This window comes from Microbacterium sp. NPDC057407 (assembly GCF_042803895.1).
Lineage (GTDB): Bacteria > Actinomycetota > Actinomycetes > Actinomycetales > Microbacteriaceae > Microbacterium.
The window spans coordinates 37,611-59,416 of record NZ_JBHVCA010000005.1; the positions used below are offsets into that span (position 1 = coordinate 37,611).

Genomic DNA, 21,806 nt, shown 5'->3' on the forward strand with positions numbered 1-21,806 from the left:
AAGCATCCTGCCACCGCGCGGAGCGCTGCCCAGGCTCGGGCTTTGCACCTGAACTTATAGCGCATATCGCTATCACTAATGTGTGATTTCGACGCAAGGGTGTGATCATGGACCAAAGGCGCTGCCGTGGTCGGAGCGCATGACGACGAGGTCAGAGAGCAGACCATTGTGACGACGATCGACGAGAACACCACACGCACCCTCACGGTGCCGCCTCGTGCCCGGCGCACTCCGCCGCCCCGCAGCCGCCGCAAGCCGCTGATCAGCTACGGACACTGGTGGTGGGCGCTTCCGGCGATCATCCTGGTGATCGGCGTGCACTACGTCGCCACGCTCACGGGCGGGTTCTTCGCCTTCACGAACTGGACCGGACTCGGCGACTGGGAGTTCATCGGGCTCGAGAACTTCGAGCGCATCTTCAGCGACCCGCTGCTGCTCGGCTCGGTCTGGAACACGCTCTTCCTCGCATTCGGCTCCGTCATCCTCACCAACGTCCTCGGCCTGCTGTTCGCTCTCGCCATCAACCGGACGCTGAAGTCCCGCTACATCCTGCGCACCCTGCTCTTCATGCCGGTCGTGCTCAGCCCGCTGGCGGTGGCGTACGTGTGGAAGTTCATCTTCCAGTTCAACGGCCCCCTCAACGGGCTGCTCGGCGCGCTCGGCCTCACCGAGTTCCAGAAGGTGTGGCTGGCCGACCCGACCTGGTCCATCTGGGCGATCCTCATCACCGTCGTCTGGCAGCAGACCGGATTCGTCATGGTGATCTACCTGGCGGGCCTGGCCTCGGTGCCGGTCGAGATCGAAGAGGCCGCGGCCCTCGACGGCGCCGGGATCTGGGGGCGCTTCTGGCACGTCGTCGTCCCCGCGATCCGCCCGTCGATCGCGATCGCGACCACGCTCGGGATCATCCAGGGACTGCGCATCTTCGACCAGATCCTCGCCCTCACCGGCGGCGGACCGGCCGGCGCCACCGAGACGCTCGCCACCCAGGTCTACAAGCAGGCGTTCTCGCTCGGGCAGTTCGGCTTCGGCTCGGCGCTGGCCCTCGTCCTGACGGTCATCATCCTCTTCTTCGCCATCCTCCAGCAGTACGTCACTCGCGACCGCGACGCGCGAAAGGCCTGAACCGATGTTCCGCTACACCAAGCTCACCGCGACCCGCGAGGTGCTCGTCTGGATCGTCACGCTCCTCGGGCTCGTGCCGCTGTACATCCTCGTCGTGACCTCCCTCAAGAGCGACGAAGAGGCGCTGACCACCAGTGCCATCGCCCCGCCGACCACGGTCGACTTCAGCTCCTTCGTCGAGGTCCTCACGTCGACCGGACGCAACAGCATCCCGCTGAGCATCGTCAACAGCGTCATCATCACCGCGGGAGCGATCTTCGGGCTGGTGCTCGTGGGCTCGGTCGCCGCGTACGTCATCTCACGGCGCACCCGGCACTGGACGACGCTGACCTACTACCTCGTGCTCATCGCGATCATCCTGCCCGCTCAGCTCGGCACCGTCCCGCTCTACATCGGGGCGCGCAGCGTCGGCCTGACGGGCAACGCGATCGGCATGATCCTGCTGTGGATCGGCATCCTCCTGCCGCTGTCGGTGTTCCTCTACGCGAGCTTCTTCCGCGGGCTGTCCACGGAGTACGAGGAGGCGGCGGTCATCGACGGCGCCTCGCCCACGCAGGCCTTCTTCCGCGTCGTGCTGCCGCTCATGGCGCCGGCGACGGGGACGGTCGCGATCCTCACCGGCCTCATCGTGTGGAACGACTTCTTCAACTCGCTCATCTTCCTCGGCGGGTCCGAGACGCAGACGCTTCCGGTCGCGATGTACACCTACGTCGGCGGCCTCGTGTCGGCGTGGAACAAGATCTTCGCCGTCGTGATCATCTCGATGATCCCGATCCTGGCGTTCTACATGTTCGCCCAGAAGAAGTTCATCCAGGGGTTCGCCGGTGGACTCAAAGGTTGATCGAGTCCGTGAGCGACCCCGCGGGCTCGAGATAGCGGTCGCCGGCGGCGAGGGTCGCCTGCACCTCGCGGGCCGCCTCGGCGAAGATGCGTCGCATCCACGCGTGCTCGGGGTCGCGATTGTGGACCGGATGCCACCACAGGGCGTTCGCCGTCGGGGTGGCGTCGAAGGGGGTCTCCAGCACGCGCAGGCCGCCGAGCCGCGCGACCTCCGGGGCGAGCGCCGCCTGGATCAGGCCGAGCCGGTTGGTGCCGGCCACGAAGCGCCCCAGCGCGAGGAAGCTCTCGACGACGACATCGACCACGGGCTCGACCCCGAGCATCTGCAACTGCCGGCTGGCCGAGGTGAAGGCGGAGCGCGAGCGGTAGGTGAAGACCCACGGCAGTTCGCTGAGCAGCTCCATCGTGAGGCCTCCGGAGACGCGCTCGTTGGACTCGTCGGCGATGACCACCCAGCGATCGCGCCAGAGGTCGTCGAAGGGCAGGTCGGTCAGGTAGCCGTGGGGGATGACCATGCCGTCGACCGAGCGCAGGCTGTTCGCCGCGTCGTCCACGATCGGGGTGTTGTGCAGCATGAACCGGAACCGCACGCCGGGCGCCGCCTGCGCGGCGAGCCGGGAGACGGCGGCGCCGATGGTGGCGAATCCGTAGTCGGAGCCGTAGATCGAGAACTCGCGGGTGGACTCTTCGGGCGTCCACGTCGCCTGGCTCTCGAACACGCGCCGCGCCGCGTCGAGCGCGATGGTGGTGTGCTCCGACAGGCGCAGTGCCAGCGGCGTGAGCTCGTACGCGTTGCCGCGCCGGGCGAGGATCGGGTCGTTGAAGTGCGTGCGCAGGCGGGCCAGCGACGCGCTCAGCGCCGGCCGGCTCAGGTGCAGACGATCGGCCGCACGCGTCACGCTGCGCTCGGTCAGCAGCGCGTCCAGCGCCACGAGCAGATTCAGGTCGAGGCGGGACAGCAGCGGGTTGTCGGTCACGGCAGTGTGATCCCTCCGGCTTCGGCGAGTCGACCCATCCTATCGAGGCGATCTATGCCGGCGACATCCGTTATCCGTCACAGCGATGCCGCCTGATCTCGACGAACCTCCAACCCCGACTTCCGAAGGATTCCTCATGTACCAGCTCGCACCCAACATCGAACTCCTCTTCACCGAGGCGGGCGAGTATCACGACCGCGTGCGCGCCGCCGCCGCTGCCGGTTTCACTGCCGTGGAGATGTGGGGGCCCACGGGCGTCGACGCGCCGGCCGCCCCGAAGGACCTCCCGGCGCTGAAGGCGGCGCTCGAAGAGACCGGCACCCAGCTGACGGCGCAGCTGTCCGAGCCGCGGACGCAGTTCATGATCCCGCCGTGGGACCACTCCGAGTTCTTCCGCAAGCTCGACGAGGGCGTCGCGATCGCGAACGACCTCGGCTGCCCCCGCATCGTCGTGGGAAGCGGCACCGGGTTCGGCGGGTGGAAGCGGCAAGTTCAGCTCGACAAGCTGATCGAGATCTACCAGAAGGCGACCGCCCAGATCGACGGTTCGGGGATCACGCTGGTGCTCGAGCCCGTGAACGTGCGGGTCGACCACCCCGGGTCGCTGCTCGACCGCACCGCCGAGGCGGTGTACGTCGCCCGCGGGGTCGACTCCGAGTACTTCGGCGTGCTCTACGACATCTACCACTCGGCCGTCGAGGGCGAGGACATGGCGGCCGAGTTGGAGAACGCCGGATCCCTCGTCAAGTACGTGCAGCTGGCCGACGCTCCCGGTCGCGGCGAGCCCGGCAGCGGATCGCTCGACTGGGCGGAGCGCTTCGGCATCCTCCGCGCCGCGGGCTACGACGGGCCGATCGGACTCGAGTACTACCCGACCCAGGAGTCGGAGGCATCCGTCGCCCTCGTGCGCGAACTGGCGGCCTCGGCATGACGGGCCGCTATCCCGACGCGGTGGACGTCGCCATCGTCGGCAGCGGACCGGCCGGCGCGGCCTACGCCCGCGTGCTGAGCGAGCGCTCGCCGGGTGCCACGATCGCGCTCTTCGAGGTGGGGCCGACCGTCACGACGCCGCCGGGCGCGCACGTCAAGAACATCGCCGACCCCGCCGAGCGCGCACGAGCGCAGACCCGATCGGAGGGTCCGAACGCGAAGGACAGCGACGACCGGGTCGGCGGCATCGTCAAGACCTCGCAGCGCCGGGCCCGGCCCGGCACGTTCCTGCTCGAGAGCGGGTACCAGGTCGAGGGCGAGGACGGGCTGCCGGTGGCGGCCATGTCGAGCAACGTCGGAGGGATGGCCGCGCACTGGACCGGCGCCTGCCCGCGTCCGAACGACAGCGAGCGGATCGCGGTGCTCGAGGCCGACGGCACGCTCGACGAGCTCCTCGCGGAAGGCGAGCGGCTCCTCGGCGTGACGACCGACGCGTTCGACGCCTCGCCGTACGGGGAGCTCGTGCGCAATCGCCTGGCCGCAGCCGAGGACGCGGGACGCATCGCGTCGACGCGCGTGCAGCGGATGCCGCTGGCCGTGCACCGACGCGAGGACGGCAACCTCGTCTGGTCGGGATCGGATGTCGTGTTCGGCGACGTCACGCGCGACAACCCCCGGTTCACGCTGTTCGACGAGTCCCTGGTCACGCGCGTGCTCGTCGAGGACGGGAGGGCCGCAGGCGTCGTCGTGACCGACCGGCGCACCGGCGAGAGCGCCGAGGTGCGCGCGCGGTTCGTGGTCGTGGCCGCGGACGCCCTGCGCACCCCGCAGCTGCTGTGGGCCTCCGGCATCCGTCCGCCCGCCCTCGGTCGCTACCTCAACGACCAGGCGCAGATCGTGTTCGCCGTCCGCATCCGCGACCTCGAGCAGACCGCCGACGACCAGGCCGCGGGGTCGACCGGACTCAGCGAGTACAGCGGCGTCACGTGGGTGCCGTTCACCGATGACATGCCCTTCCACGGTCAGGTCATGCAGCTCGACGCCTCGCCGGTGAAGCTCGCCGACGACGACCCGGCGGCGCCGGGGTCGATCGTCGGGCTCGGGCTGTTCTGCGCCAAGGACCTGCAGGAATCCGATCGCGTGGAGTTCTCCGACGCCGATACGGATGGCTACGGGATGCCGGCCATGACCCTGCACTACACCCTCACGCCGCACGACCAGGCGGTGATCGCCCGCGGCAAGGAGGAGATCGTGCGCCTGGGCAAGGCGGTCGGCGAGCCGCTCGACGACCGGCCGTTCGTCATGCCGCTCGGCGCCTCGCTGCACTACCAGGGCACGACCCGCCTGGGCGAGGTCGACGACGGCACGAGTGTGTGCTCGCCTGAGAGCGAGGTGTGGGGTGTCGAGGGGCTCTTCGTCGCCGGCAACGGCGTCATCCCCACGGCGACGGCATGCAATCCGACGCTGACCGGTGTCGCGCTCGCCGTCCACGGCGCGCGTGCCATCTCCGCCCGGCTCGCGACCAGCTAGCCGGACTTGCTTATGTCGAAATACGACATTACACTGTAGAAACATAGACAAAGTAGTCGAGGAGGACTCGTGATCCCCGATCGCATCATCGAGCAGGGAACGCTCACCACCGACGGGGCCCGAGCCTCCGTCGAGGTTCGCCTGCCCTGGTACCGCGCACTTCCCGCCTCGTGCATCGCCGGCGCGACCCTCGCGGTCGACGGCGTCGAGGCCCCGGCCGACTCCCTCCGGTGGGAGATGAACGGCCGCACCTTCACCTTCGAAGAGCTGATCCCCAACACCGACGAGTGGTGGTTCCCCGTCGACTCGGCGGTGCTCTCGGGCGACATCCCCGTCGCCGACGGCGACGCCGATCACACCGTCGAGGTCGGCCTCGTCCTCTACATCCCCTACATCGTCATCGGCGCCGACGAAGTGCTCCACATCGAAGAGCACGACACCAAGACGATGACCGCACGGAAGGCGGTGGCCGCATGACCCGTCCAGGCTCCGGCACCCTCGGCACCCCGATCCAGGGTGTCACCCTCTACAGCTTCACCCGCGCCTTCCACGGTCGCGAGTACGACCTCGAGGGACTGATCCGCAAGGTCGCGGCCGAGGGCTACGGCCCCGGACTCGAGATCATCGGCTTCTCCAGCTTCCGCGGGTTCCCTACGATCGACGACGCATACGCGGGCTGGTTCCGCGATCTCGTCGCCGAGACCGGCCTCGTCACGACGTCGCTCGCGGTCAACGCCGACATCGGCATCCATCGCGATCGCCTCCTGAACCAGGACGAGCTGCTCGAGTACATGCGGCGCCAGATCCAGGCCGCCGCGAAGCTCGGCTTCCCCATCGCGCGCGTGCAGATCTCGATCACGCCCGACTCGATGGAGGCGCTCGCCCCCATCGCCGAGGAGCACGGCGTGACGCTCGCCCTCGAGGTGCACGCCGACCAGTACGCGTCGCACCCGCGCATCCTCGCGCTGCGCGACCGGTACGAGAAGGTCGGCTCCCCGTTCCTCGGCTTCACGATGGACTGGGGCGCCACCGTCTCCGGCTTCGCGCCGTCGCTCGTCGAGGCGTACCGCCGCCGCGGTGCTTCGGAGGAGCTGCTCGGCAAGGTCGTCGCGCTGTGGGACGAGTTCTACGAGCAGGGCCCGCCGGCCGATCAGGCCGATCACGGCCAGCGCTTCGGCCGATTCATCGCCCTGGCCGCACAGAATGGGCGTCCCGACCTCGGCATCGACTTCGGCATCAACGGGACCGGTCTGTTCGGTCCGGCACGGGTCGACGACTGGCTCGAGATCTTCCCGTGGATCAAGCACGTCCACGGCAAGTTCTTCGGCATCGACGAGAACGGCGAAGAGCCCTCGGTGCCGGTGCGCGACCTCATCCGCCTCCTCGTCGAGAACGGGTACTCCGGCGCGATCTCGAGCGAGTACGAGGGATGGCACTGGAACTACTGGCAGTCGCCCTTCGACATCATCGCGGGTGAACAGGCCGTGCAGCGCTCGGCTGCCGAGGCGGCCGGCTCGCACATGATCACGGATGCCTCGCAGGCCCGGGCTGCGCTCGCCGCCCACCTGCCCGCCACGACGGGAGCGAACGCATGAGCCACCACGAGGAAGCCGGTGGGATCGCCGGGACCGGCATCAAGCTCGGTACCACCCTCTACTCGATGACGAGCGAATTCGCGGCCGGGCTCTACACCCCCGAGACGCTGATCCGCGCCGTGCACGACGAGGGCATCGGCCCGGGGATCGAGTTCAACATCGCGCAGCTGCTGCGCACCTACCCCGACGTCGACCAGGAGTTCGTCAAGCTCTGGTTCGACTCGATCGAGAAGTACGGCCTCGAGCCCAGCGCGGTCGGCACGAACCTCGACATGGGCCGGCGCAAGGACCGCGACATGACCCCCGACGAGGAGCACGACTTCCTCGCCCGGCAGCTGAAGACCGCGCACACCCTCGGCTTCAAGAGGGTCGTGATCCGGTCGCACGGCAAGGAGCTGCTGCGCAGCCTCCTCCCGCTGGCGGAGAAGTACGACCAGAAGCTCGGCTACGAGATCCACGCGCCGTCGGGTCCGAACAACCCGCACGTGCTGCAGATCCGCGAGATGTACGACGAGCTGCAGTCCGACCGACTGGGCTTCACCGCCGACTTCTCGTCGACGATGCACTCGCTGTCGCCGACGCTGCTCGAGCAGCTCGAGCTGATGGGCATGGACCCCCGGCACTTCTCGGTCATGGACGAGATCTGGCACGAGCCGACGCCCATGCACGTGCGCAACCAGAAGTTCGAGGACTACCTGATCGGCGAAGGCGTCGACCCGGTCGGCTTCGGACCGCACACCCGCCTGGCGTTCAACATGCACGGTCTCGTGCCGCCGGAGGAATGGCTCGACATCATGCCGCAGATCTTCCACGTGCACGCGAAGTTCTACGACATCGGTCCTGACGGGGAAGAGCCCGCGATGGACATCCCGCGCATCGTGAAGCAGTTCGTGGTGGGCGGATACCAGGGATATCTCTCCAGCGAGTGGGAGGGTCACGCCTTCGTCGACCTCGGCGAGGCCGACCCCATCGACCTGGTGAGGAAGCAGCACGCCCTCATGCGGCGCGCGATCGAAGAGACCGTTAAGGAGACCGCGAGTGTCTGACACGACCACTGCCGAGGCATCCGTCGCCGAACTGGCCGCCGAGGTCGCGCGGCTGCGCGAAGAGGTGGTCGCCGCGCAGCGGCTCGCCCAGCGCGCCGAGGACCGCGGGCAGGTCGAGAACCTGTTCAACCGGTACATGTACCTGCACAACGCGTTCCAGGACGAGCAGATCATCCCGCTGTGGGTGAAGGAGGGCACGGAGGGGATCCGCGCCCGCTACACCAACGCCGGGCAGTACACGACGTGGGAGAGCGTGACCCGCTACCACCGCGATCGCCCGACGCCGGTCGGCAAGCTCATCCTCCACGCCACGACGACCCCCGTCATCGAAGTGGCCGCCGACGGCAAGACCGCCAAGGGCGTGTGGCTCATGGCCGGCACCGAGTCCGGCCTCACCGACCCCAAGGTCGCCGAGGCGTTCCCCGACATGTACTCGCCGGAGGAAGTGCTCGGCAAGAAGGTCTGGGCGCACTGGGTGTGGTGCAAGTACGCCATCGACTTCCTCAAGCAGGACGGCGAGTGGAAGTTCTGGAAGTTCCGCTGCTACGAGCTCGCCCGTGCCCCGTTCGAGGAGAACTGGGTCAGCTTCGGCCTGAAGAACCAGGGCGCGTTCGACCTCGACCTCATGTACTTCGGCGACGACGGCAAGCCCGTCTTCATGCCGCCGGCCGACGAGCCGGTGCCGTCGACGAACCACCCCTACAGCCCCGAGACCGTCCAGAAGCTCGAGCCCGCACCGCCGGTGCCGCACGAGACCTTCACCGACACGTACGCGTAAGGAAGCGCCATGGCCACCCACAACTCCCTCTTCTCCGAGAAGGACGTGCGTCGCGTCGACGGCGGCATCGCGGTCTCGGTGCAGCTGCCCTGGTACCGCAGCCTCTGGCTGTCGGCGGTCGACGATGTCGCGGCATCCGTCAACGGCGTCGAGGTCCCGAAGGGATCGCTGCGGTTCGAGCTGCAGGGCAAGACGTACCGGGTCGAGGAGCTGCCCGAGCAGTCCGACACCCTGTGGTTCGTCGCCGACCGGCCCGACGTCGTGATCCCGCTCGACCATGAGCCGGCACCGGGCGAGAAGCTGACCGTCGAGGTCGTGCTCACGATGCGCCTGCTGTACATGCAGATCATGCCCGGGCAGGACGGCGGCCCCGGTCGCTACGTCACCAACCGCGTGCCCGTGGAACGCGAGGTCGTGCTCGCATGACGCGCGGCGGCAACGTGCTCGACGCCCTCATCCTGTCGGGGCACATGACCCGCGAGCACGACAACGAGCACCGCAGCTTCCGGCAGCACAACCAGTGGCTGACGACCCTCCTCGAAGACACCGGCCGGTTCCGGGTGCGGGTCGTCGAGGACCCGCGCGGACTCGGGGCCGCCGTCATCGACAAGTACGACGTCGTGATCGTCGTGTTTGAGGGCCGCGACGGCTACTTCGACAAGGCGGTCGGCTTCGGCGCCGAGACCGACGCGGCGCTGCTCAAGTTCGTCCACGACGACGGCAAGGGGATCGTCTGGTTCCACGGGTCGGCCGCGCAGGAGGACGACTGGGGCTACCCCGAGGAGTACAACGTCATGCGCGGGTCGCGCCTGACCGTCGCCGGGGGCCTGCGGCCTCGCCCGTGGGGCGAGGCGCAGCTCGACACGGCGGAGCCGCGGCATCCGATCACCGAAGGGATCAGCGCCCGCTGGACCGTCACCGGCGACGACATCCTCACCGGCGTCGAGATCGCCGACGGCGCGCAGGTGCTTCTGACGACCTTCGACGACCTCGAGTCCTACGAGAAGGCCCCTGTCTGGCCGATGTCGCACTATCCCGTCGCGATCCCGCCCGAGGGCGTCGCCGCGCTGCCGGGCATGAACACCGACCAGCCGATCGCCTGGATCAACGAATACGGCGCAGGCCGCTCGTTCACGATCACGATCGGCCACGACATCGACACGTTCCGGCGCATCGAGTTCATCCGGATGTTCCCGCGCGGTGTCGAGTGGGCGGCGACCGGCGAGGTCACGTTGAACGGCCCCGACCGGCGCGGCGAGCGGCGCTTCCTCCCCTGGCCGTACTACAACCACGAGGGCTGACCCGGGCCGGGGGCAGCGGGTCTCGGTTGGGGGCGCGCTGCCGGGTTCGGGGCGCGGAAGAACCCGCCCCGAACGCGCGAACGCGCCCCGAACGGGAGGGCAGGCGGGTATTGGGGCGTGGTTGGTGCGCGACCCGCCGGTGCGGTCGGCGTGTCGGCTGGGTTCGGCGCCCCGAGAGGCCGGAGCTGCGGCATCCGGTGCCCCTCCCCTGGTTGGGGCGCGCTGCGGAAGACCGTCGAGAACACAGGAGACACGCCGCCCGGCGGCAGCGCGTGAGCCGATCCGACCGGGTTTCTCCTGGTTTCCCGACACCGGCCGTGGCCCCGACACCGGCGTGAAAGCGCGGGGCTCATACGGGCCGTACCGCACCCACACGGCGTCGCGCCCCCGGATTCTCCCCGGCGTTTGACCGCGGGGGCGTCGAGAAAGCAGGAGACACGCCGGCCGGCTGCCTCGGGTCAGCCGACCGGACCCCGATTCTCCTGATTTCCCGACACCCGCCGCGCGAACCGGGCTGACCGGCGGGAGTCAGGCGGCTGCCGGCTTCTGGCTCGCCGCGAGGGCGGCCGACGCGAGCGCGAGGTGCGCGCGTGTGATCTCGAGCGGGTCGTCATCGAGCCATTCCTGCCCGCCCCACTCGCTGCAGAGCGTGCCCGCGAATCCCGACCGGCGCAGTGTCGCGCCCAGCTCGCGGATCGGTCGCGAAACCCGGTCGTCGCGATCGTCGAGATCCCAGAACTTCAGGTGCACGGCCGACAGCAGGGGCAGCACCGGGTCGAGCTCGGCCACCGAGGAACGGCCGAATCGCACCAGCAGGTTCATGAAGAGGGTATGGATGCCGGGCGGCACCTCTCCGGCACGGAGAACGTCCACGATGGCCCCCGTCGTCGCCGGATCCTGCCACTCGTCGCGCAGCCGGCGCACGAGATCGCGCGGGAGGTCGCTGGCGTCGAGCAGCTCGAGGTAGGTCACCGGCAGCGCCGGCATGAGCATGCTGATGTCGACGAGAAGCCGCAGGTGCGGGCTGTCGATCCTCGCGATGGTGTCGTATGCCGGCGCGACAGCCGGGTTCGACGGCGAGCCCGAGCCCTGCGCCTCTTCGAACAGCACGACGTCGAGCTCTTCGAGCACGGGCACCAAGCGATGCAGGAGGTCCGCGCCCGCCTGGCCCAGGGGCAGTCGCAGGCCGGTCGCGCCGAGCGCCGCCGCCGTCCGCAATTGCGGCAGCAGGAAGTCGTAGCGCTCGTCGTCGCTGCGCCGACGGTTCGGCCCGGCCCAGTCGTCGATGCTGCCGCCCACGATGCTCACCCGGCCGCCGAGCTGCGCGAGCATATCGCGAAGCGCCCGGGCATCGCGGGCGAGCGGCTCGGGGAACGACCGCCACAGCTGGCCGAGTTCCACCTCGATGTGCGACGCGAGTCCCTCCGCGACGAGCGATGCCGCCACCTCGGTCGCGTCGCGACGCGCTTCGATGACGGTCGGGGTCAGGTTGAACGCGCTCGCCGAGAGGGTCCAGGCGTCGGGGATCGGTGTCGTCATGGGGTTCCGATCGGGTCAGGCGACATCGCGTGAGACGGTGGCGACCGGCGCGACGTCGGTCTGGAGCGCTCGGGTCGTTGAGAACGGGAGGGAGAGCGGCCCGTCCGGGCCCGCCGGCAGATAGGGGATGACGAGGTGGAACGTGACGGTCACCGTGTGACGCCCTGGGGTGACGGGGCGCCGGCCGCGCAGCACCACCCGGTCCTGGATGAACCACCACCCCCGCTCGTGCCGCAATGCCGCCGGCGTCACGGACCGGTCGCCGATCTCGGCGGTCAGCTGGCCCGCGGGTTCGCCGTCGATCTCCACCGCGACGTCGTGCAGGCTGGCGAGGGGGAGTGACCGGATCCACGGGAGCGACAGTCGCAGCACGAAGCCGTCGGGGCGCGTTGAGAGCGCGTCATCGCGCAGAGCGGACAGCGTCATCGCGGCTCCTCAGGTGGCTTTAGCACCTAAGGTACACGCTTTAGTCGAAAAACGGAATAAGTCAGGCGGCGTTCGAGGTGAGCGACACGGGAGGGCGCCGGTCGGCGAACCAGCGGGGGAACGTCGCCTCGAAGAGCTGCTCCTTGACCATCTCGACACCGCCGCGCAACGGTTCGCTGACGTCGTCGACCGACTGCACGATGCTCAGATCGCGCGTCGCGAGCGGAAGCGACAGCTCGTACACCCGCTGCCGCACCTCGGCCAGGAAAACCTCGCCGGCCGCGGCTACGGCGCCGCCGATGACGATGACTCCCGGGTTGAACATGTTCACGAGGGCGGCGATCGATTCGCCGACGACGCGGGCGGATGCCTGGACCAGCGAGATCGCGAGGGCGTCGCCGTTCTCGGCCGCGCGTGAGATGACCTCCGGCGTCGGCGCGGTGCCGTCCGCGGCCTGTCGGGCCAGCTGACCGGACGCGCCGCCGGCGATGGCCGCCTCGGCGTCGCGGGTGAGAGCCCAGCCGCCGGCGACGGCTTCGAGGCATCCGATCTTCCCGCACCGGCACTGCGCTTCGGAACCCGCGACGCGCACGTGACCGATGTCGCCGGCGGCGCCGTTGGCGCCCCGATGGATGTGCCCGCGAGACAGCAGTCCGGCGCCGATGCCGGTGCCGATCTTGCAGTAGATCAGGTCGAGGTCGTCGTCGCGCCGGCGGGCGCGCTCGCCGTACGCGAGCAGGTTCACGTCGTTGTCGACCCAGACCGGCGCGTCGAAGTGCTGCTCGAACCGTCGGCGCACGTCGAACCCGTTCCACCCCGGCATGATGGGCGGGGCGACGGGGCGGCCGGTGGCGAAGTCGACCGGCCCGGGCAGGCCGACCGCGACGCCCCAGATCGGCGCGGCGTCGTTGCGCGCGCGGAGATCGTCGACCATGGCGAGGGTGGCCTCGAGGGTCTCGGCCGGGCCGCGGGCGATCTCCCAATCCCGGTGCGACTGGTCGATGATCGCTCCGTCGAGGTCGGTGAGGCCGACGTGGATGTGCAGCGCACCGAGTGCGCAGACGACGATCAGCCCCTGTTCCGACCGGAACCGCAGGGTGCGGGGAGCGCGCCCTCCCGACGACGGACCGTACTCGCCGTCGCCGAGGAAGCCCATCTCGATGGCCTGGTCGACGCGCTGGGCGACGACGCCCCGGCCGAGGCCGGTCACGCGGCCGATGTCGGGTCGCGTGACCGCATCGCCGGTGCGGACCATGTTGACGATGCGGAGGAGGCTCGTCACCTCGTCGGTCTGGGCTCCGAAGCGGAGTGTGGACTGCGTGGCCATGGTTGATTCTGACACAAGCGCTGTCGTCGACGACGCAACTCGTACGCTGAACGCCGCAATCTGACCCAACTTTGGTTCCATTCCAGCCGAAGACCGGGTAGTGTCGCCCACGACGAACGGAGCGACGATGCACAACGTCGGGATCATCGGCGCTGGGCCGGGCACGTGGGCTCTGCACCTTCCGACCCTCGGCGCCCTTCCCGCCGACTTCCGCGTCGTGCACCTCGCCGACCTGGGAGGCGGGCGGGCCGAGCAGCTGGCTCGGCGAGATGGTGTGCGATTCTCAGCGGATGCCGCCGACGTTCTGGCCGATCCGGACGTCGAGGTCGTCGCGATCTGCACGCCGCCCGCGTCGCACGCCGAGCTCATCCTCGCCGCGGTCCGCGCCGGCAAGCGGGCCGTGTTCTGTGAGAAGCCGATCGCGACCACGTCGGCCGAGCTCGACGCGGTGGTCGAGGCGTGCACGGGCGCGGGGGTGACGCTGGTGGTCGGCACGAATCACCTGTTCGATCCCGCGTGGGGTCACGTCAAGCACCACCTGAACGCCGCGTCGGCCCGTGTGCTCAGCGTCTCGGCGACGCTTTCGCTCGCTCCCAACGGTCGCTATCACGAGGCGGTGTCCGACCCGGTGCCGGCTCTGTCGCCGCCGGACCGCCCGCCGGTCGATCCCGCAGACCGCGCACTGTCGGCGGCGATCGTGCGCCAGCTGGTGCTGGGGCTCGCGATCCACGACCTGCCCCTCGTGCGGGACGTGGCGCCCGTCTTCGAGGAGATCTCCTTCGCACGGGCGCTCCCGCCGATCGGCTACGACATCGGCTTCCGCGCCAGTGGCGCGCTGGTCCGCCTCACGGCGCTCATCAACGCGTCGGGCGCCGACAGTCTCTGGCGGGTGCGGATCGCCACGACCCACGATCGGGTCGATGTCGACTTCCCGCCTCCGTTCGTGCACGCGGGGAGCGCCGCGGTGCGGGTGCGCGACGAGGAAGGGCGCATCCTCCGCTTCCCCGTCGAGCCCAGCGACGGGTACCTCGAGGAGTGGCGTGCGCTGGCGGCGCTGCTGCGGGGCGACCTGCCCATGGAGTTCGAGGAGCTCGAGGCCGACGCCCGTTTCGCGATCATCCTCGCCGACGCGGTGGCCGACGCGATCCGCGATGGGGGAGCAGCATGAGCCGCACGAAGGTATGGGCGCACCAGCAGCGCTTCACCGCGGCCGTCGCGCAGCTTCCCGACCGGCTCGAACGCGCGACCACGCCCGCCGGGGCGGTCTGCGTCATCGACGCGGCGACCGAGGGCGTCGATGGGGTGCGGCGGCTTCTCGAAGCAGGCCCCGCCGCCGTCGTGCTGACGCATCCCGCGCATGCGTCGCGTGCGGCAATGGAGCTGTTGACGGATGCCGCGGCCCCGGTCGTCGTCGATCGGCCGTTCCTCCGTCCGGATGATGTGGAGGCGGCACGAGGTGTCGCGGTGCGCCACGTCCTCGTGGATGTCGTGAGCGGCCCGGCCGATTTCCGGGCGGCGCTGCTGGACGGCATCGGCTGGCTCCGTTTCCTCGCCGGAGCACCCGTCTCGGTCGTGTCCGCCGACCGCACCCCGGACGCGGTCCTCGCCGAGGTCGTCGGGCACGGAGGGCTGACCGCCGTGCTGACCGCGACGCGGCAGGACACCTCGATCGCCCCCGCGTTGTCCGTCGATGGCCTGGGCGCGACGCGCCTGGAGGTCGAGATCGACGCGGTCGCCGGCATCCGTCGTTCTTCGATCCACGACGCCGATGGTGTTCTCACCCGCCCGGGCCGGTATGAGGCTCGTGAGCGCTTGGCTCTCCGACGGGCGCTCGATGCCATAGCCGGAGCTGCCTGCGACGACCTCGCGGAGCTGAACCACGACGCCGGCATCGCTGAACTCATCCTTGGCGTGCCTGACCGCGGCGCTCTCTTATAACCGCGGTCGATGACCGCCATCGATGCAATCCGGTTCCCTGATACGGACTTCGGTCGGATAGTGGAAGAAGGGTCGGGATCTCCTCCGTCCCACCGGAAAGGATCGAAGATGATCAAGCTGCTGTCCCACCTCTCGTTCGTCGCGATCACGACGCCGGACGTCGAGGCATCCGTCGACTTCTACGTCAACCAGGTCGGACTGGTCGAGGTCGACCGCGAGGACGACCGCGTGTACCTCCGCTGCTGGGGGGACTACTACAAGTACTCCGTCGTGGTGGTGAAGGGCGACGAGCCCGGCCTCGAGACGATGGCCTGGCGCACGTCTTCGGCGGAGGCGCTGCAGGCCGCCGTCGCGAACATCGAGGCGGCCGGCGTCACAGGCGAGTGGTTCGAGGGCAACGGCATCGGCCGGGCCTACCGCTACACCGGTCCCTTCGGCCACAACATGACGCTCCACTGGGATGTCACCCGCCACCACGACACCCAGGGCGACGCCGCGTCGATCTACCCCGACCGCCCGTCGCGCCGCAGCAAGGTCGCCGGCGCTCCGCGCCAGCTCGACCACGTCACCGTCGCCACCAGTGACGTCGACGCATTCGTGCAGTGGTACGTCGATGTGCTCGGCTTCCGCTTCATGGCGCGCACCGTGCTCGACGAGGCCCCCATCTCGGTCTTCTCCGTGCTCACCACCAATGAGAAGTCGCACGACCTCGGCGTCGTCCTCGACGGCTCGACCCGCGCGGGCCGCGTGAACCACTACGCCTTCTGGGTCGACACGCGCGAAGAGCTGCTGATCGCCGCCGACCTCCTCGGCGAGAACGGCTACCCGATCGAGTACGGACCCTCGATCCACGGCATCGGCGAGCAGAACTTCCTCTACTACCGTGAGCCGTCGAGCCTGCGCATCGAACTCAACACCGGCGGCTACCGCAACTACGTGCCCGACTGGGAAGCCAACACCTGGAAGCCGTCGCAGGGGTCGAACAACTTCTACCGCAACAGCGTCATGCCGATGTCGATGACGGAGTCGTTCCCGCCCGCCGACGGTCCCTCGGCGACCGAGGAAGGCGTGCCCGACGAGATCCGGGACGCGCTCCTCAACCCCTACGCCAAGCAGGGGCAGGGCTGAAGCCTCGCGGGCGGTCACGGTACCTCCTTGCCGTGGCCGCCCGCGACACCAACGTCGCACGATGATGAGCGAGAAGGAACACACTCGATGACGATCGAACGGTTCGACGCCCCCTTCGCCCTGGTGCGCTACCGGTCGGACGGCGGCACCCAGCTCGGGCTGCTCGTCGGCGACCGCGTCCGCGACCTCGGCCCCGACGACCTCGGCGCCGCCACACTGAACGACTTCCTCGCCGACCCCGACTGGGACCGCCTGACCCGTCTCGCGAGCGAGTCGACCGACACGCGCCCCGTCGCCGAGCTCACCCTCGTGGCGCCGGTCGAGCCGCGGCAGGTGCTGCAGACCGGGGCGAACTACCGCCAGCACGTCATCGAACTCGTCGTCGCCGGCCTCACCCAGGACGGCACGCGCACCCCGGATCAGGCCCGCTCCTTCGCCGCTGACATCATGGACGAGCGCAAGCGCAGCGGCGAGCCGTACTTCTTCATCGGGCTCCCGGCGGCCGTCGTCGGCGACGACGTGCCCCTCGTGCTGCCGGCGTACAGCAATGTCCACGACTGGGAGCTCGAACTGGCCGTCGTCATCGGTCGCGAAGCGTTCCGGGTGAGCCGCGAGAACGCGCTCGACCACATCGCCGGCTACACGATCGTCAACGACATCACGACGCGCGACCTCGTGTTCCGCAAGGACATGAAAGAGATCGGCACCGACTGGTACCGGGCGAAGAACGCCCCGGGCTTCCTGCCCACGGGTCCGCTGCTGGTGCCCGCCCCGTTCGTCGACGGCTCGAATCTCAACGTCCGGCTGGAGCTCAACGGCGAGGTGATGCAGGATGCCTCGACCTCCGACCTGCTGTTCGACATCCCCGCCCTGGTCTCCGGCGCCTCGCAGACGATGCCGTTGCTGCCGGGCGATCTGCTGCTCACCGGCAGCCCCGCCGGCAACGGCCAGCACTGGAAGCGATTCCTGCGCGACGGCGACGTCATGACGGGGTCCATCGAAGGGCTCGGCACGCAGGTCGTCCGCTGCGTCGCGGAACCGCGGTCGGGCACCGAGGCGACGACGCAGGAACCGCGCTCATGACCCCGCCGTCGACCGGCACGGCGCCCACCGAGAACCCCGCCGAGCTCGACCGCACCGACCCCGAGCGCGAGGTCGCGGTGCGCGCGGAGGCCTTCCGCAACTGGGGTCGATGGGGCGAGGACGACGTGCTCGGCACCCTCAACTTCATTGATGCCGCCAAGCGGATCGAGGCCGCCGGCCTGGTCCGCGAGGGCACGGTGATCTCGCTCGCGCAGGCGTTCGACACCAACGGCCCGCAGAAGGGGTGGCGCCGCCGCACCAACCCCGTGCACACCATGACCGACACCGGCACCGACGCCGAGCGCGGCAATCAGGGATTCCCGCACGGCATCGGCGGCGCCGACGACGTCATCGCGATGCCCCTCCAGTGCTCGACGCAGTGGGACGGCCTCGGCCACATCTTCGACCACGGCAACGCCTGGAACGGGCGACGGGCCGGCGACGTCGTCACGAGCGACGGCGACCTCGTGACGGGCATCGAGCACGCGGCATCCGTCATCGTCTCGCGGGGCGTGCTGCTCGACCTGGGCCGCCACCTCGAGCCCGAGACGGGCGAGCTGCGCGACGGCTACGCCATCACCGTCGACGACCTCGAGTCGTGCATCGCCGCGCAGGGGGCCACAAGCGCCGTCGGCCGGGGCGACATCGTCCTCGTCCGCACCGGCCAGTACGGCCGCACCCGCCGCGACGGCTGGGGCGACTACGCCGGAGGTCCCGCGCCGGGCCTCTCCCTGACCACGGCCGGCTGGCTGCACCGCACCGAGATCGCCGCCATCGCCACCGACACGTGGGGCTTCGAAGTGCGGCCCAACGAGTTCGACGCCCCCGCGTTCCAGCCGCTGCACCAGGTCGTCATCCCCAACATCGGACTCACGATCGGCGAGATGTGGAACCTCGAAGCGCTCGCCGACGAGTGCGCGCGTCTGAGACGCTACGAGATGCTTCTGTCGGCCGCGCCGCTGCCGATCACGGGGGCCGTCGGATCGCCGATCAACCCGGTCGCGATCCTCTGACCCTCACACCCACGACAGAACAGGGAGGTTCTGACATGACCGCAGTCTCCAAGGTCGCGATCGCCGGTGCCGGCGTCGTCGGACTGGCCGCCGCGATCCAGCTGGCCAAGGCCGGCGTCGAGGTCGACGTCTTCGAGTCGAAGCCCGAACTCAGCGCGCTCGGATCGGGCATCTCGCTGCAGGGCAACGCGCTGCGCGCGTTCGACGCCCTCGGCGCGTGGGACGACATCCGGGCCGCGGGCTACCCGTTCGAGGGTTTGACCCTCCGTGCGCCGGGACCCGACGCTCCGGTGGTGGCGAACCTTCCGGACGTCAAGACGGGCGGGCCGGATTATCCGGCGGCGATGGGGATGCCTCGCCCCGAACTCGCCCGCATCCTCCTCGAGCACGCGGAGCGGGCCGGAGCGACCGTGCACTTCGGCCGCAAGGTGACGGGGCTCGACGCGCGGGCGAGCGACGCCGTCGAGCTCTTCATCGACGGCGAGAGCGCGGGGGAGTACGACCTGCTGATCGGCGCCGACGGGCTGAACTCCGTCGTTCGCGGGCTGATCGGGATCGAGACGGCTCCGGAGCCGAACGGGATGGGCATCTGGCGCACCTTCGTCTCGCGGCCGGCCGAGGTGGAGCGTTCCGAGCTCTACTACGGCGGACCCGTCTACATCGCCGGGTACACCCCGACCGGGGAGAACTCCATGTACGCCTTCCTCGTGGAGAAGGCGGAGGACCGCTTCGGGGTATCGGACGAGCAGGCCACCCGCATCATGCTGGAGGAGTCGCGCGCCTACGGCGGGCCGTGGAACGCGATCCGCGCCGACCTCGAGAAGGGTGCGCACGCGAACTACACCTGGTTCACGAAGCACATCGTGGACGGCCGGTGGAACCGCGGCCGTGTCGTCATCATCGGCGACGCGGCGCACTCCTGCCCGCCGACGATCGCCCAGGGCGCGGCACAGGGCCTCGAGGACGCGGTCGTGCTCACCGAGCTCCTGGTCGAGCGCGACGCCGTCGACGAGGCGCTGTGGGACGAGTTCCACGCGCGCCGCCTTCCCCGCGCGAAGGCCGTGGTCGAGGCATCCGCCCAGCTCGCCCAGTGGCAGATCGACGGCAACCGCGACGCGGACGCCGGCGGCCTCATCTTCGGCATCGCCCAGCAGATGGCGAAGCCGGCATGATCACCGACGTCCACGCCCACCTCCTGCTGCCTCAGCTGCACGCCGAGGTCGAGCGCCGCGCTCCCGAGCTGGTCGCCGAGGCCGCCGACCTCGAACGCCGCCGCAACGGCATCGAGAGCCTTAAGGTCTCGGGGGCCATGGTCGGCGCCCGCATCCCGAAGCTCACCGACCTGCGCGCCCGGCTGGCCGCGATGGACGAGCAGGGGGTCGACAAGCAGTGGGTCAGTGTCTCGCCGAACCACTTCTACCCGTGGGCTCCCGAGGGTCTCGCCGTGTGGGTCGCCATGGAGACGAACCGGCTCATCGCCGAGCACGTGGCCGGGGCCCCCGATCGCCTCGTCGGGCTCGGCGTGGTTCCGCTGCAGCATCCGGAGCGCGTCGTGGAGTATCTCGACGACGCCATCCTCGGACGCGGCCTCGCCGGTGTCGAGATCTCGTCCTTCGCCGGAGACGTCGAGCTCTCGGATCCGCGCCTCGAGCCGTTCTGGGCCCGCGCCGCCGAACTCGGCTGCGTCGTCTTCCTGCACCCGTTCGGCTGCAGCCTCGACGAGCGGCTGGACCGCTTCTACCTGTCGAACACGGTCGGCCAGCCGACCGAGAACGCCGTCGCGCTGTCGCACCTGATCTTCTCGGGGGTGCTCGACCGGCATCCCGACCTCAAGATCGTGGCGGCGCACGGCGGCGGGTACCTTCCCTTCGCGATCGGCCGGTCCGACCACGCCTGGCGGGTGCGACCCGAGGCGCAGCGGTGCGCGCACGCGCCGTCGACCTACCTGCGCCGCCTGTGGTTCGACACGGTCGTGCACGATCCCGTCGCACTGCGGCACCTCGTCGAGGCGGCGGGCGGGAGCCGCGTGCTGCTCGGCAGCGACTTCCCCTTCGACATGGGGCTGGACGACCCGGTGACCGCGATCCGGTCCGCGGGACTGCCCGCCGACCTCGCGGCGCGCATCCTCGGCGGCAACGCCGAGGCGCTGCTGGGCGACCTGGTGCGCGCATGAAGATCGCCCGCTGGGTCGACGGCGCCGATCTGGGCGAGGGGTTCGTCATCGACGACCGCGTGGTTCCGTTCCCGAGCGGCCTGCGCGTGTCGCAGGTGCTCGCGCAGGGGCTGCCCGCCGCTCACCGCCTCTTCGAGCGCGCGGCCGGGGATTCCGGCACGCCGCTGGAGTCGGTGCGCCTCCTCCCTCCGCTCGAACCGGCGTCGATCCGCGATTTCGTCGCCTTCGAGGAGCACGTCGAGGGCGTGAGCGCGGGGGTCGAGGGCAAGAGCCACGTGGCGCCCGAGTGGTACGAGGCGCCGACGTTCTACTTCACCAACCCGCACACGGTGCTGGGCCCGGGCGACGTCGTCTCGCCGCCGGTCACGTCGCGGCTCGACTTCGAGCTCGAGCTGGCCGTGGTCGTCGGCGGCGTCGACGGATCGGACGGACGCGACCTCGATGCGGATGCCGCGCGCGAGCACATCTTCGGGTACACGATCATGAACGACTGGTCGGCCCGCGATCTGCAGGCCCGCGAGATGAAGGTCCGGCTCGGGCCGGCGAAGGGCAAGGACTTCGGCACGTCGCTGGGTCCGTGGATCGTCACCGCGGACGAGCTCGAGCGATTCGTCGACGACGAGGGCTTCCTCGCGATCCGCGCGGAGGTGTACGTCAACGACGAGCTCATCGGCGCCGACCTCGTGTCGAACGCGGGCTGGCCGTTCCCCGAGTTCGTGGCCTACGCCTCGCGCAATTCGCGCGTGGTGCCGGGCGACGTGCTGGGTTCGGGAACGGTCGGCAACGGCGGATGCCTCGGCGAGCTGTGGGGTCGCAACGGCGAGCTCACTCCGCCGCCGCTTCAACCCGGAGACATCGTGCGGATGTCGATCGAGGGCATCGGCGACCTCGTCGGAGCGGTCGCGCCCATGGTGGAGCTCCCGCCCGTGCCGCGTGCGAGGAAGCGGCCTCGGCATCGAATCCGCCCACTTCCGTAGATTTTCGACTAAAGCGTGCTACGATGGTCATGACGTCGGGGCCTTCGGGTCCGTTCCCGGTTGCGAGGTCGCAGCCGGGG

22 protein-coding genes are annotated in these 21,806 nt (G+C 69.7%); 18 read left to right on the forward strand and 4 right to left on the reverse strand.

The features are described from left to right. Positions 1-126 precede the first annotated feature (126 nt). Both ACFUTX_RS13330 and ACFUTX_RS13335 read left to right on the forward strand, forming a co-directional pair. Positions 127-1,125 carry a carbohydrate ABC transporter permease gene (locus ACFUTX_RS13330; RefSeq protein WP_378865446.1) on the forward strand — a complete coding sequence of 333 codons (999 nt, stop codon included), beginning with the start codon at positions 127-129 and terminating at the stop codon, positions 1,123-1,125. A 4-nt stretch (positions 1,126-1,129) separates the two neighbouring features. Further along, on the forward strand, positions 1,130-1,966 hold the full coding sequence (locus ACFUTX_RS13335; protein WP_378865449.1) for a carbohydrate ABC transporter permease: 837 nt from the start codon (positions 1,130-1,132) through the stop codon (positions 1,964-1,966). On the opposite strand, the gene ACFUTX_RS13340 is transcribed toward ACFUTX_RS13335, so the two are convergent. Beyond that, positions 1,956-2,942: a LysR family transcriptional regulator gene (locus ACFUTX_RS13340; RefSeq protein WP_378865452.1), complete on the reverse strand. Its 987-nt coding sequence runs from the start codon at positions 2,940-2,942 to the stop codon at positions 1,956-1,958. The genes ACFUTX_RS13335 and ACFUTX_RS13340 overlap by 11 nt on opposite strands. Positions 2,943-3,078: 136 nt before the next feature. Here ACFUTX_RS13340 and ACFUTX_RS13345 point away from each other — a divergent pair, with 136 nt between their 5' ends. The 8 genes from ACFUTX_RS13345 (at position 3,079) to ACFUTX_RS13380 (ending at position 10,122) form a co-directional block, all read left to right on the forward strand. Next, positions 3,079-3,873: a TIM barrel protein gene (locus tag ACFUTX_RS13345; RefSeq protein ID WP_378865455.1), complete on the forward strand. Its 795-nt coding sequence runs from the start codon at positions 3,079-3,081 to the stop codon at positions 3,871-3,873. Further along, positions 3,870-5,402 carry a GMC oxidoreductase gene (locus tag ACFUTX_RS13350; RefSeq protein WP_378865458.1) on the forward strand — a complete coding sequence of 511 codons (1,533 nt, stop codon included), beginning with the start codon at positions 3,870-3,872 and terminating at the stop codon, positions 5,400-5,402. The genes ACFUTX_RS13345 and ACFUTX_RS13350 overlap by 4 nt, the downstream gene beginning before the upstream one ends. A gap of 69 nt (positions 5,403-5,471) precedes the next feature. Next, the gene (locus ACFUTX_RS13355) at positions 5,472-5,879 is read left to right on the forward strand and encodes a DUF6379 domain-containing protein (protein WP_378865461.1); all 408 of its coding nucleotides are present in this window, start codon (positions 5,472-5,474) and stop codon (positions 5,877-5,879) included. After that, positions 5,876-6,997: a sugar phosphate isomerase/epimerase family protein gene (locus tag ACFUTX_RS13360; protein WP_378865464.1), complete on the forward strand. Its 1,122-nt coding sequence runs from the start codon at positions 5,876-5,878 to the stop codon at positions 6,995-6,997. The genes ACFUTX_RS13355 and ACFUTX_RS13360 overlap by 4 nt, the downstream gene beginning before the upstream one ends. Beyond that, complete coding sequence (locus ACFUTX_RS13365) at positions 6,994-8,043, forward strand: sugar phosphate isomerase/epimerase family protein (protein WP_378865467.1); 1,050 nt, start codon at positions 6,994-6,996, stop codon at positions 8,041-8,043. The genes ACFUTX_RS13360 and ACFUTX_RS13365 overlap by 4 nt, the downstream gene beginning before the upstream one ends. Continuing rightward, positions 8,036-8,821 carry a nuclear transport factor 2 family protein gene (locus ACFUTX_RS13370; protein WP_378865469.1) on the forward strand — a complete coding sequence of 262 codons (786 nt, stop codon included), beginning with the start codon at positions 8,036-8,038 and terminating at the stop codon, positions 8,819-8,821. The genes ACFUTX_RS13365 and ACFUTX_RS13370 overlap by 8 nt, the downstream gene beginning before the upstream one ends. 9 nt (positions 8,822-8,830) lie before the next feature. Further along, positions 8,831-9,247, forward strand: coding sequence for a DUF6379 domain-containing protein (locus ACFUTX_RS13375; protein ID WP_378865472.1), 417 nt, complete (start codon positions 8,831-8,833; stop codon positions 9,245-9,247). Next, positions 9,244-10,122 carry a ThuA domain-containing protein gene (locus ACFUTX_RS13380; RefSeq protein WP_378865475.1) on the forward strand — a complete coding sequence of 293 codons (879 nt, stop codon included), beginning with the start codon at positions 9,244-9,246 and terminating at the stop codon, positions 10,120-10,122. Before ACFUTX_RS13375 ends, ACFUTX_RS13380 begins: the two co-directional genes overlap by 4 nt. Before the next feature lie 528 nt (positions 10,123-10,650). Here the strand turns inward: ACFUTX_RS13380 and ACFUTX_RS13385 are convergent. From ACFUTX_RS13385 to ACFUTX_RS13395, 3 genes are all read right to left on the reverse strand, one after another. Then, a complete protein-coding gene (locus tag ACFUTX_RS13385) occupies positions 10,651-11,661 on the reverse strand; it encodes a restriction endonuclease subunit R (protein ID WP_378865477.1) in 1,011 nt (336 codons plus the stop codon). Positions 11,662-11,676: 15 nt separating this feature from the next. Beyond that, the gene (locus ACFUTX_RS13390) at positions 11,677-12,087 is read right to left on the reverse strand and encodes a hypothetical protein (RefSeq protein WP_378865480.1); all 411 of its coding nucleotides are present in this window, start codon (positions 12,085-12,087) and stop codon (positions 11,677-11,679) included. A 61-nt stretch (positions 12,088-12,148) separates the two neighbouring features. After that, the gene (locus ACFUTX_RS13395) at positions 12,149-13,414 is read right to left on the reverse strand and encodes an ROK family protein (RefSeq protein ID WP_378865483.1); all 1,266 of its coding nucleotides are present in this window, start codon (positions 13,412-13,414) and stop codon (positions 12,149-12,151) included. Between the two features lie 127 nt (positions 13,415-13,541). Here ACFUTX_RS13395 and ACFUTX_RS13400 point away from each other — a divergent pair, with 127 nt between their 5' ends. From ACFUTX_RS13400 to ACFUTX_RS13435, 8 genes are all read left to right on the forward strand, one after another. Next, entirely contained in the window at positions 13,542-14,582 is a 1,041-nt protein-coding gene (locus tag ACFUTX_RS13400) for a Gfo/Idh/MocA family protein (protein WP_378865485.1), read from the forward strand. Then, the gene (locus ACFUTX_RS13405) at positions 14,579-15,352 is read left to right on the forward strand and encodes a hypothetical protein (RefSeq protein ID WP_378865488.1); all 774 of its coding nucleotides are present in this window, start codon (positions 14,579-14,581) and stop codon (positions 15,350-15,352) included. The genes ACFUTX_RS13400 and ACFUTX_RS13405 overlap by 4 nt, the downstream gene beginning before the upstream one ends. Before the next feature lie 108 nt (positions 15,353-15,460). After that, positions 15,461-16,480, forward strand: coding sequence for a VOC family protein (locus tag ACFUTX_RS13410; RefSeq protein WP_378865491.1), 1,020 nt, complete (start codon positions 15,461-15,463; stop codon positions 16,478-16,480). A gap of 87 nt (positions 16,481-16,567) precedes the next feature. Beyond that, on the forward strand, positions 16,568-17,563 hold the full coding sequence (locus ACFUTX_RS13415; RefSeq protein WP_378865494.1) for a fumarylacetoacetate hydrolase family protein: 996 nt from the start codon (positions 16,568-16,570) through the stop codon (positions 17,561-17,563). Further along, positions 17,560-18,576 carry a cyclase family protein gene (locus ACFUTX_RS13420; RefSeq protein ID WP_378865497.1) on the forward strand — a complete coding sequence of 339 codons (1,017 nt, stop codon included), beginning with the start codon at positions 17,560-17,562 and terminating at the stop codon, positions 18,574-18,576. Before ACFUTX_RS13415 ends, ACFUTX_RS13420 begins: the two co-directional genes overlap by 4 nt. A 35-nt stretch (positions 18,577-18,611) precedes the next feature. Next, a complete protein-coding gene (locus ACFUTX_RS13425) occupies positions 18,612-19,748 on the forward strand; it encodes an FAD-dependent monooxygenase (RefSeq protein ID WP_378865500.1) in 1,137 nt (378 codons plus the stop codon). Next, complete coding sequence (locus tag ACFUTX_RS13430; RefSeq protein WP_378865503.1) at positions 19,745-20,749, forward strand: amidohydrolase family protein; 1,005 nt, start codon at positions 19,745-19,747, stop codon at positions 20,747-20,749. The genes ACFUTX_RS13425 and ACFUTX_RS13430 overlap by 4 nt, the downstream gene beginning before the upstream one ends. Beyond that, complete coding sequence (locus tag ACFUTX_RS13435) at positions 20,746-21,726, forward strand: fumarylacetoacetate hydrolase family protein (protein WP_378865506.1); 981 nt, start codon at positions 20,746-20,748, stop codon at positions 21,724-21,726. Before ACFUTX_RS13430 ends, ACFUTX_RS13435 begins: the two co-directional genes overlap by 4 nt. Positions 21,727-21,806: the final 80 nt, after the last annotated feature.

Bases quoted from the DNA above. Each gene is read 5' to 3' on its own strand.
- ACFUTX_RS13335 (WP_378865449.1), top strand. From the start codon at position 1,130: ATGTTCCGCTACACCAAGCTCACCGCGACCCGCGAGGTGCTCGTCTGG.
- ACFUTX_RS13345 (WP_378865455.1), top strand. From the start codon at position 3,079: ATGTACCAGCTCGCACCCAACATCGAACTCCTCTTCACCGAGGCGGGC.
- ACFUTX_RS13350 (WP_378865458.1), top strand. From the start codon at position 3,870: ATGACGGGCCGCTATCCCGACGCGGTGGACGTCGCCATCGTCGGCAGC.
- ACFUTX_RS13360 (WP_378865464.1), top strand. From the start codon at position 5,876: ATGACCCGTCCAGGCTCCGGCACCCTCGGCACCCCGATCCAGGGTGTC.
- ACFUTX_RS13365 (WP_378865467.1), top strand. From the start codon at position 6,994: ATGAGCCACCACGAGGAAGCCGGTGGGATCGCCGGGACCGGCATCAAG.
- ACFUTX_RS13375 (WP_378865472.1), top strand. From the start codon at position 8,831: ATGGCCACCCACAACTCCCTCTTCTCCGAGAAGGACGTGCGTCGCGTC.
- ACFUTX_RS13380 (WP_378865475.1), top strand. From the start codon at position 9,244: ATGACGCGCGGCGGCAACGTGCTCGACGCCCTCATCCTGTCGGGGCAC.
- ACFUTX_RS13385 (WP_378865477.1), bottom strand. From the start codon at position 11,661: ATGACGACACCGATCCCCGACGCCTGGACCCTCTCGGCGAGCGCGTTC.
- ACFUTX_RS13390 (WP_378865480.1), bottom strand. From the start codon at position 12,087: ATGACGCTGTCCGCTCTGCGCGATGACGCGCTCTCAACGCGCCCCGAC.
- ACFUTX_RS13395 (WP_378865483.1), bottom strand. From the start codon at position 13,414: ATGGCCACGCAGTCCACACTCCGCTTCGGAGCCCAGACCGACGAGGTG.
- ACFUTX_RS13400 (WP_378865485.1), top strand. From the start codon at position 13,542: ATGCACAACGTCGGGATCATCGGCGCTGGGCCGGGCACGTGGGCTCTG.
- ACFUTX_RS13405 (WP_378865488.1), top strand. From the start codon at position 14,579: ATGAGCCGCACGAAGGTATGGGCGCACCAGCAGCGCTTCACCGCGGCC.
- ACFUTX_RS13410 (WP_378865491.1), top strand. From the start codon at position 15,461: ATGATCAAGCTGCTGTCCCACCTCTCGTTCGTCGCGATCACGACGCCG.
- ACFUTX_RS13415 (WP_378865494.1), top strand. From the start codon at position 16,568: ATGACGATCGAACGGTTCGACGCCCCCTTCGCCCTGGTGCGCTACCGG.
- ACFUTX_RS13420 (WP_378865497.1), top strand. From the start codon at position 17,560: ATGACCCCGCCGTCGACCGGCACGGCGCCCACCGAGAACCCCGCCGAG.
- ACFUTX_RS13425 (WP_378865500.1), top strand. From the start codon at position 18,612: ATGACCGCAGTCTCCAAGGTCGCGATCGCCGGTGCCGGCGTCGTCGGA.
- ACFUTX_RS13430 (WP_378865503.1), top strand. From the start codon at position 19,745: ATGATCACCGACGTCCACGCCCACCTCCTGCTGCCTCAGCTGCACGCC.
- ACFUTX_RS13435 (WP_378865506.1), top strand. From the start codon at position 20,746: ATGAAGATCGCCCGCTGGGTCGACGGCGCCGATCTGGGCGAGGGGTTC.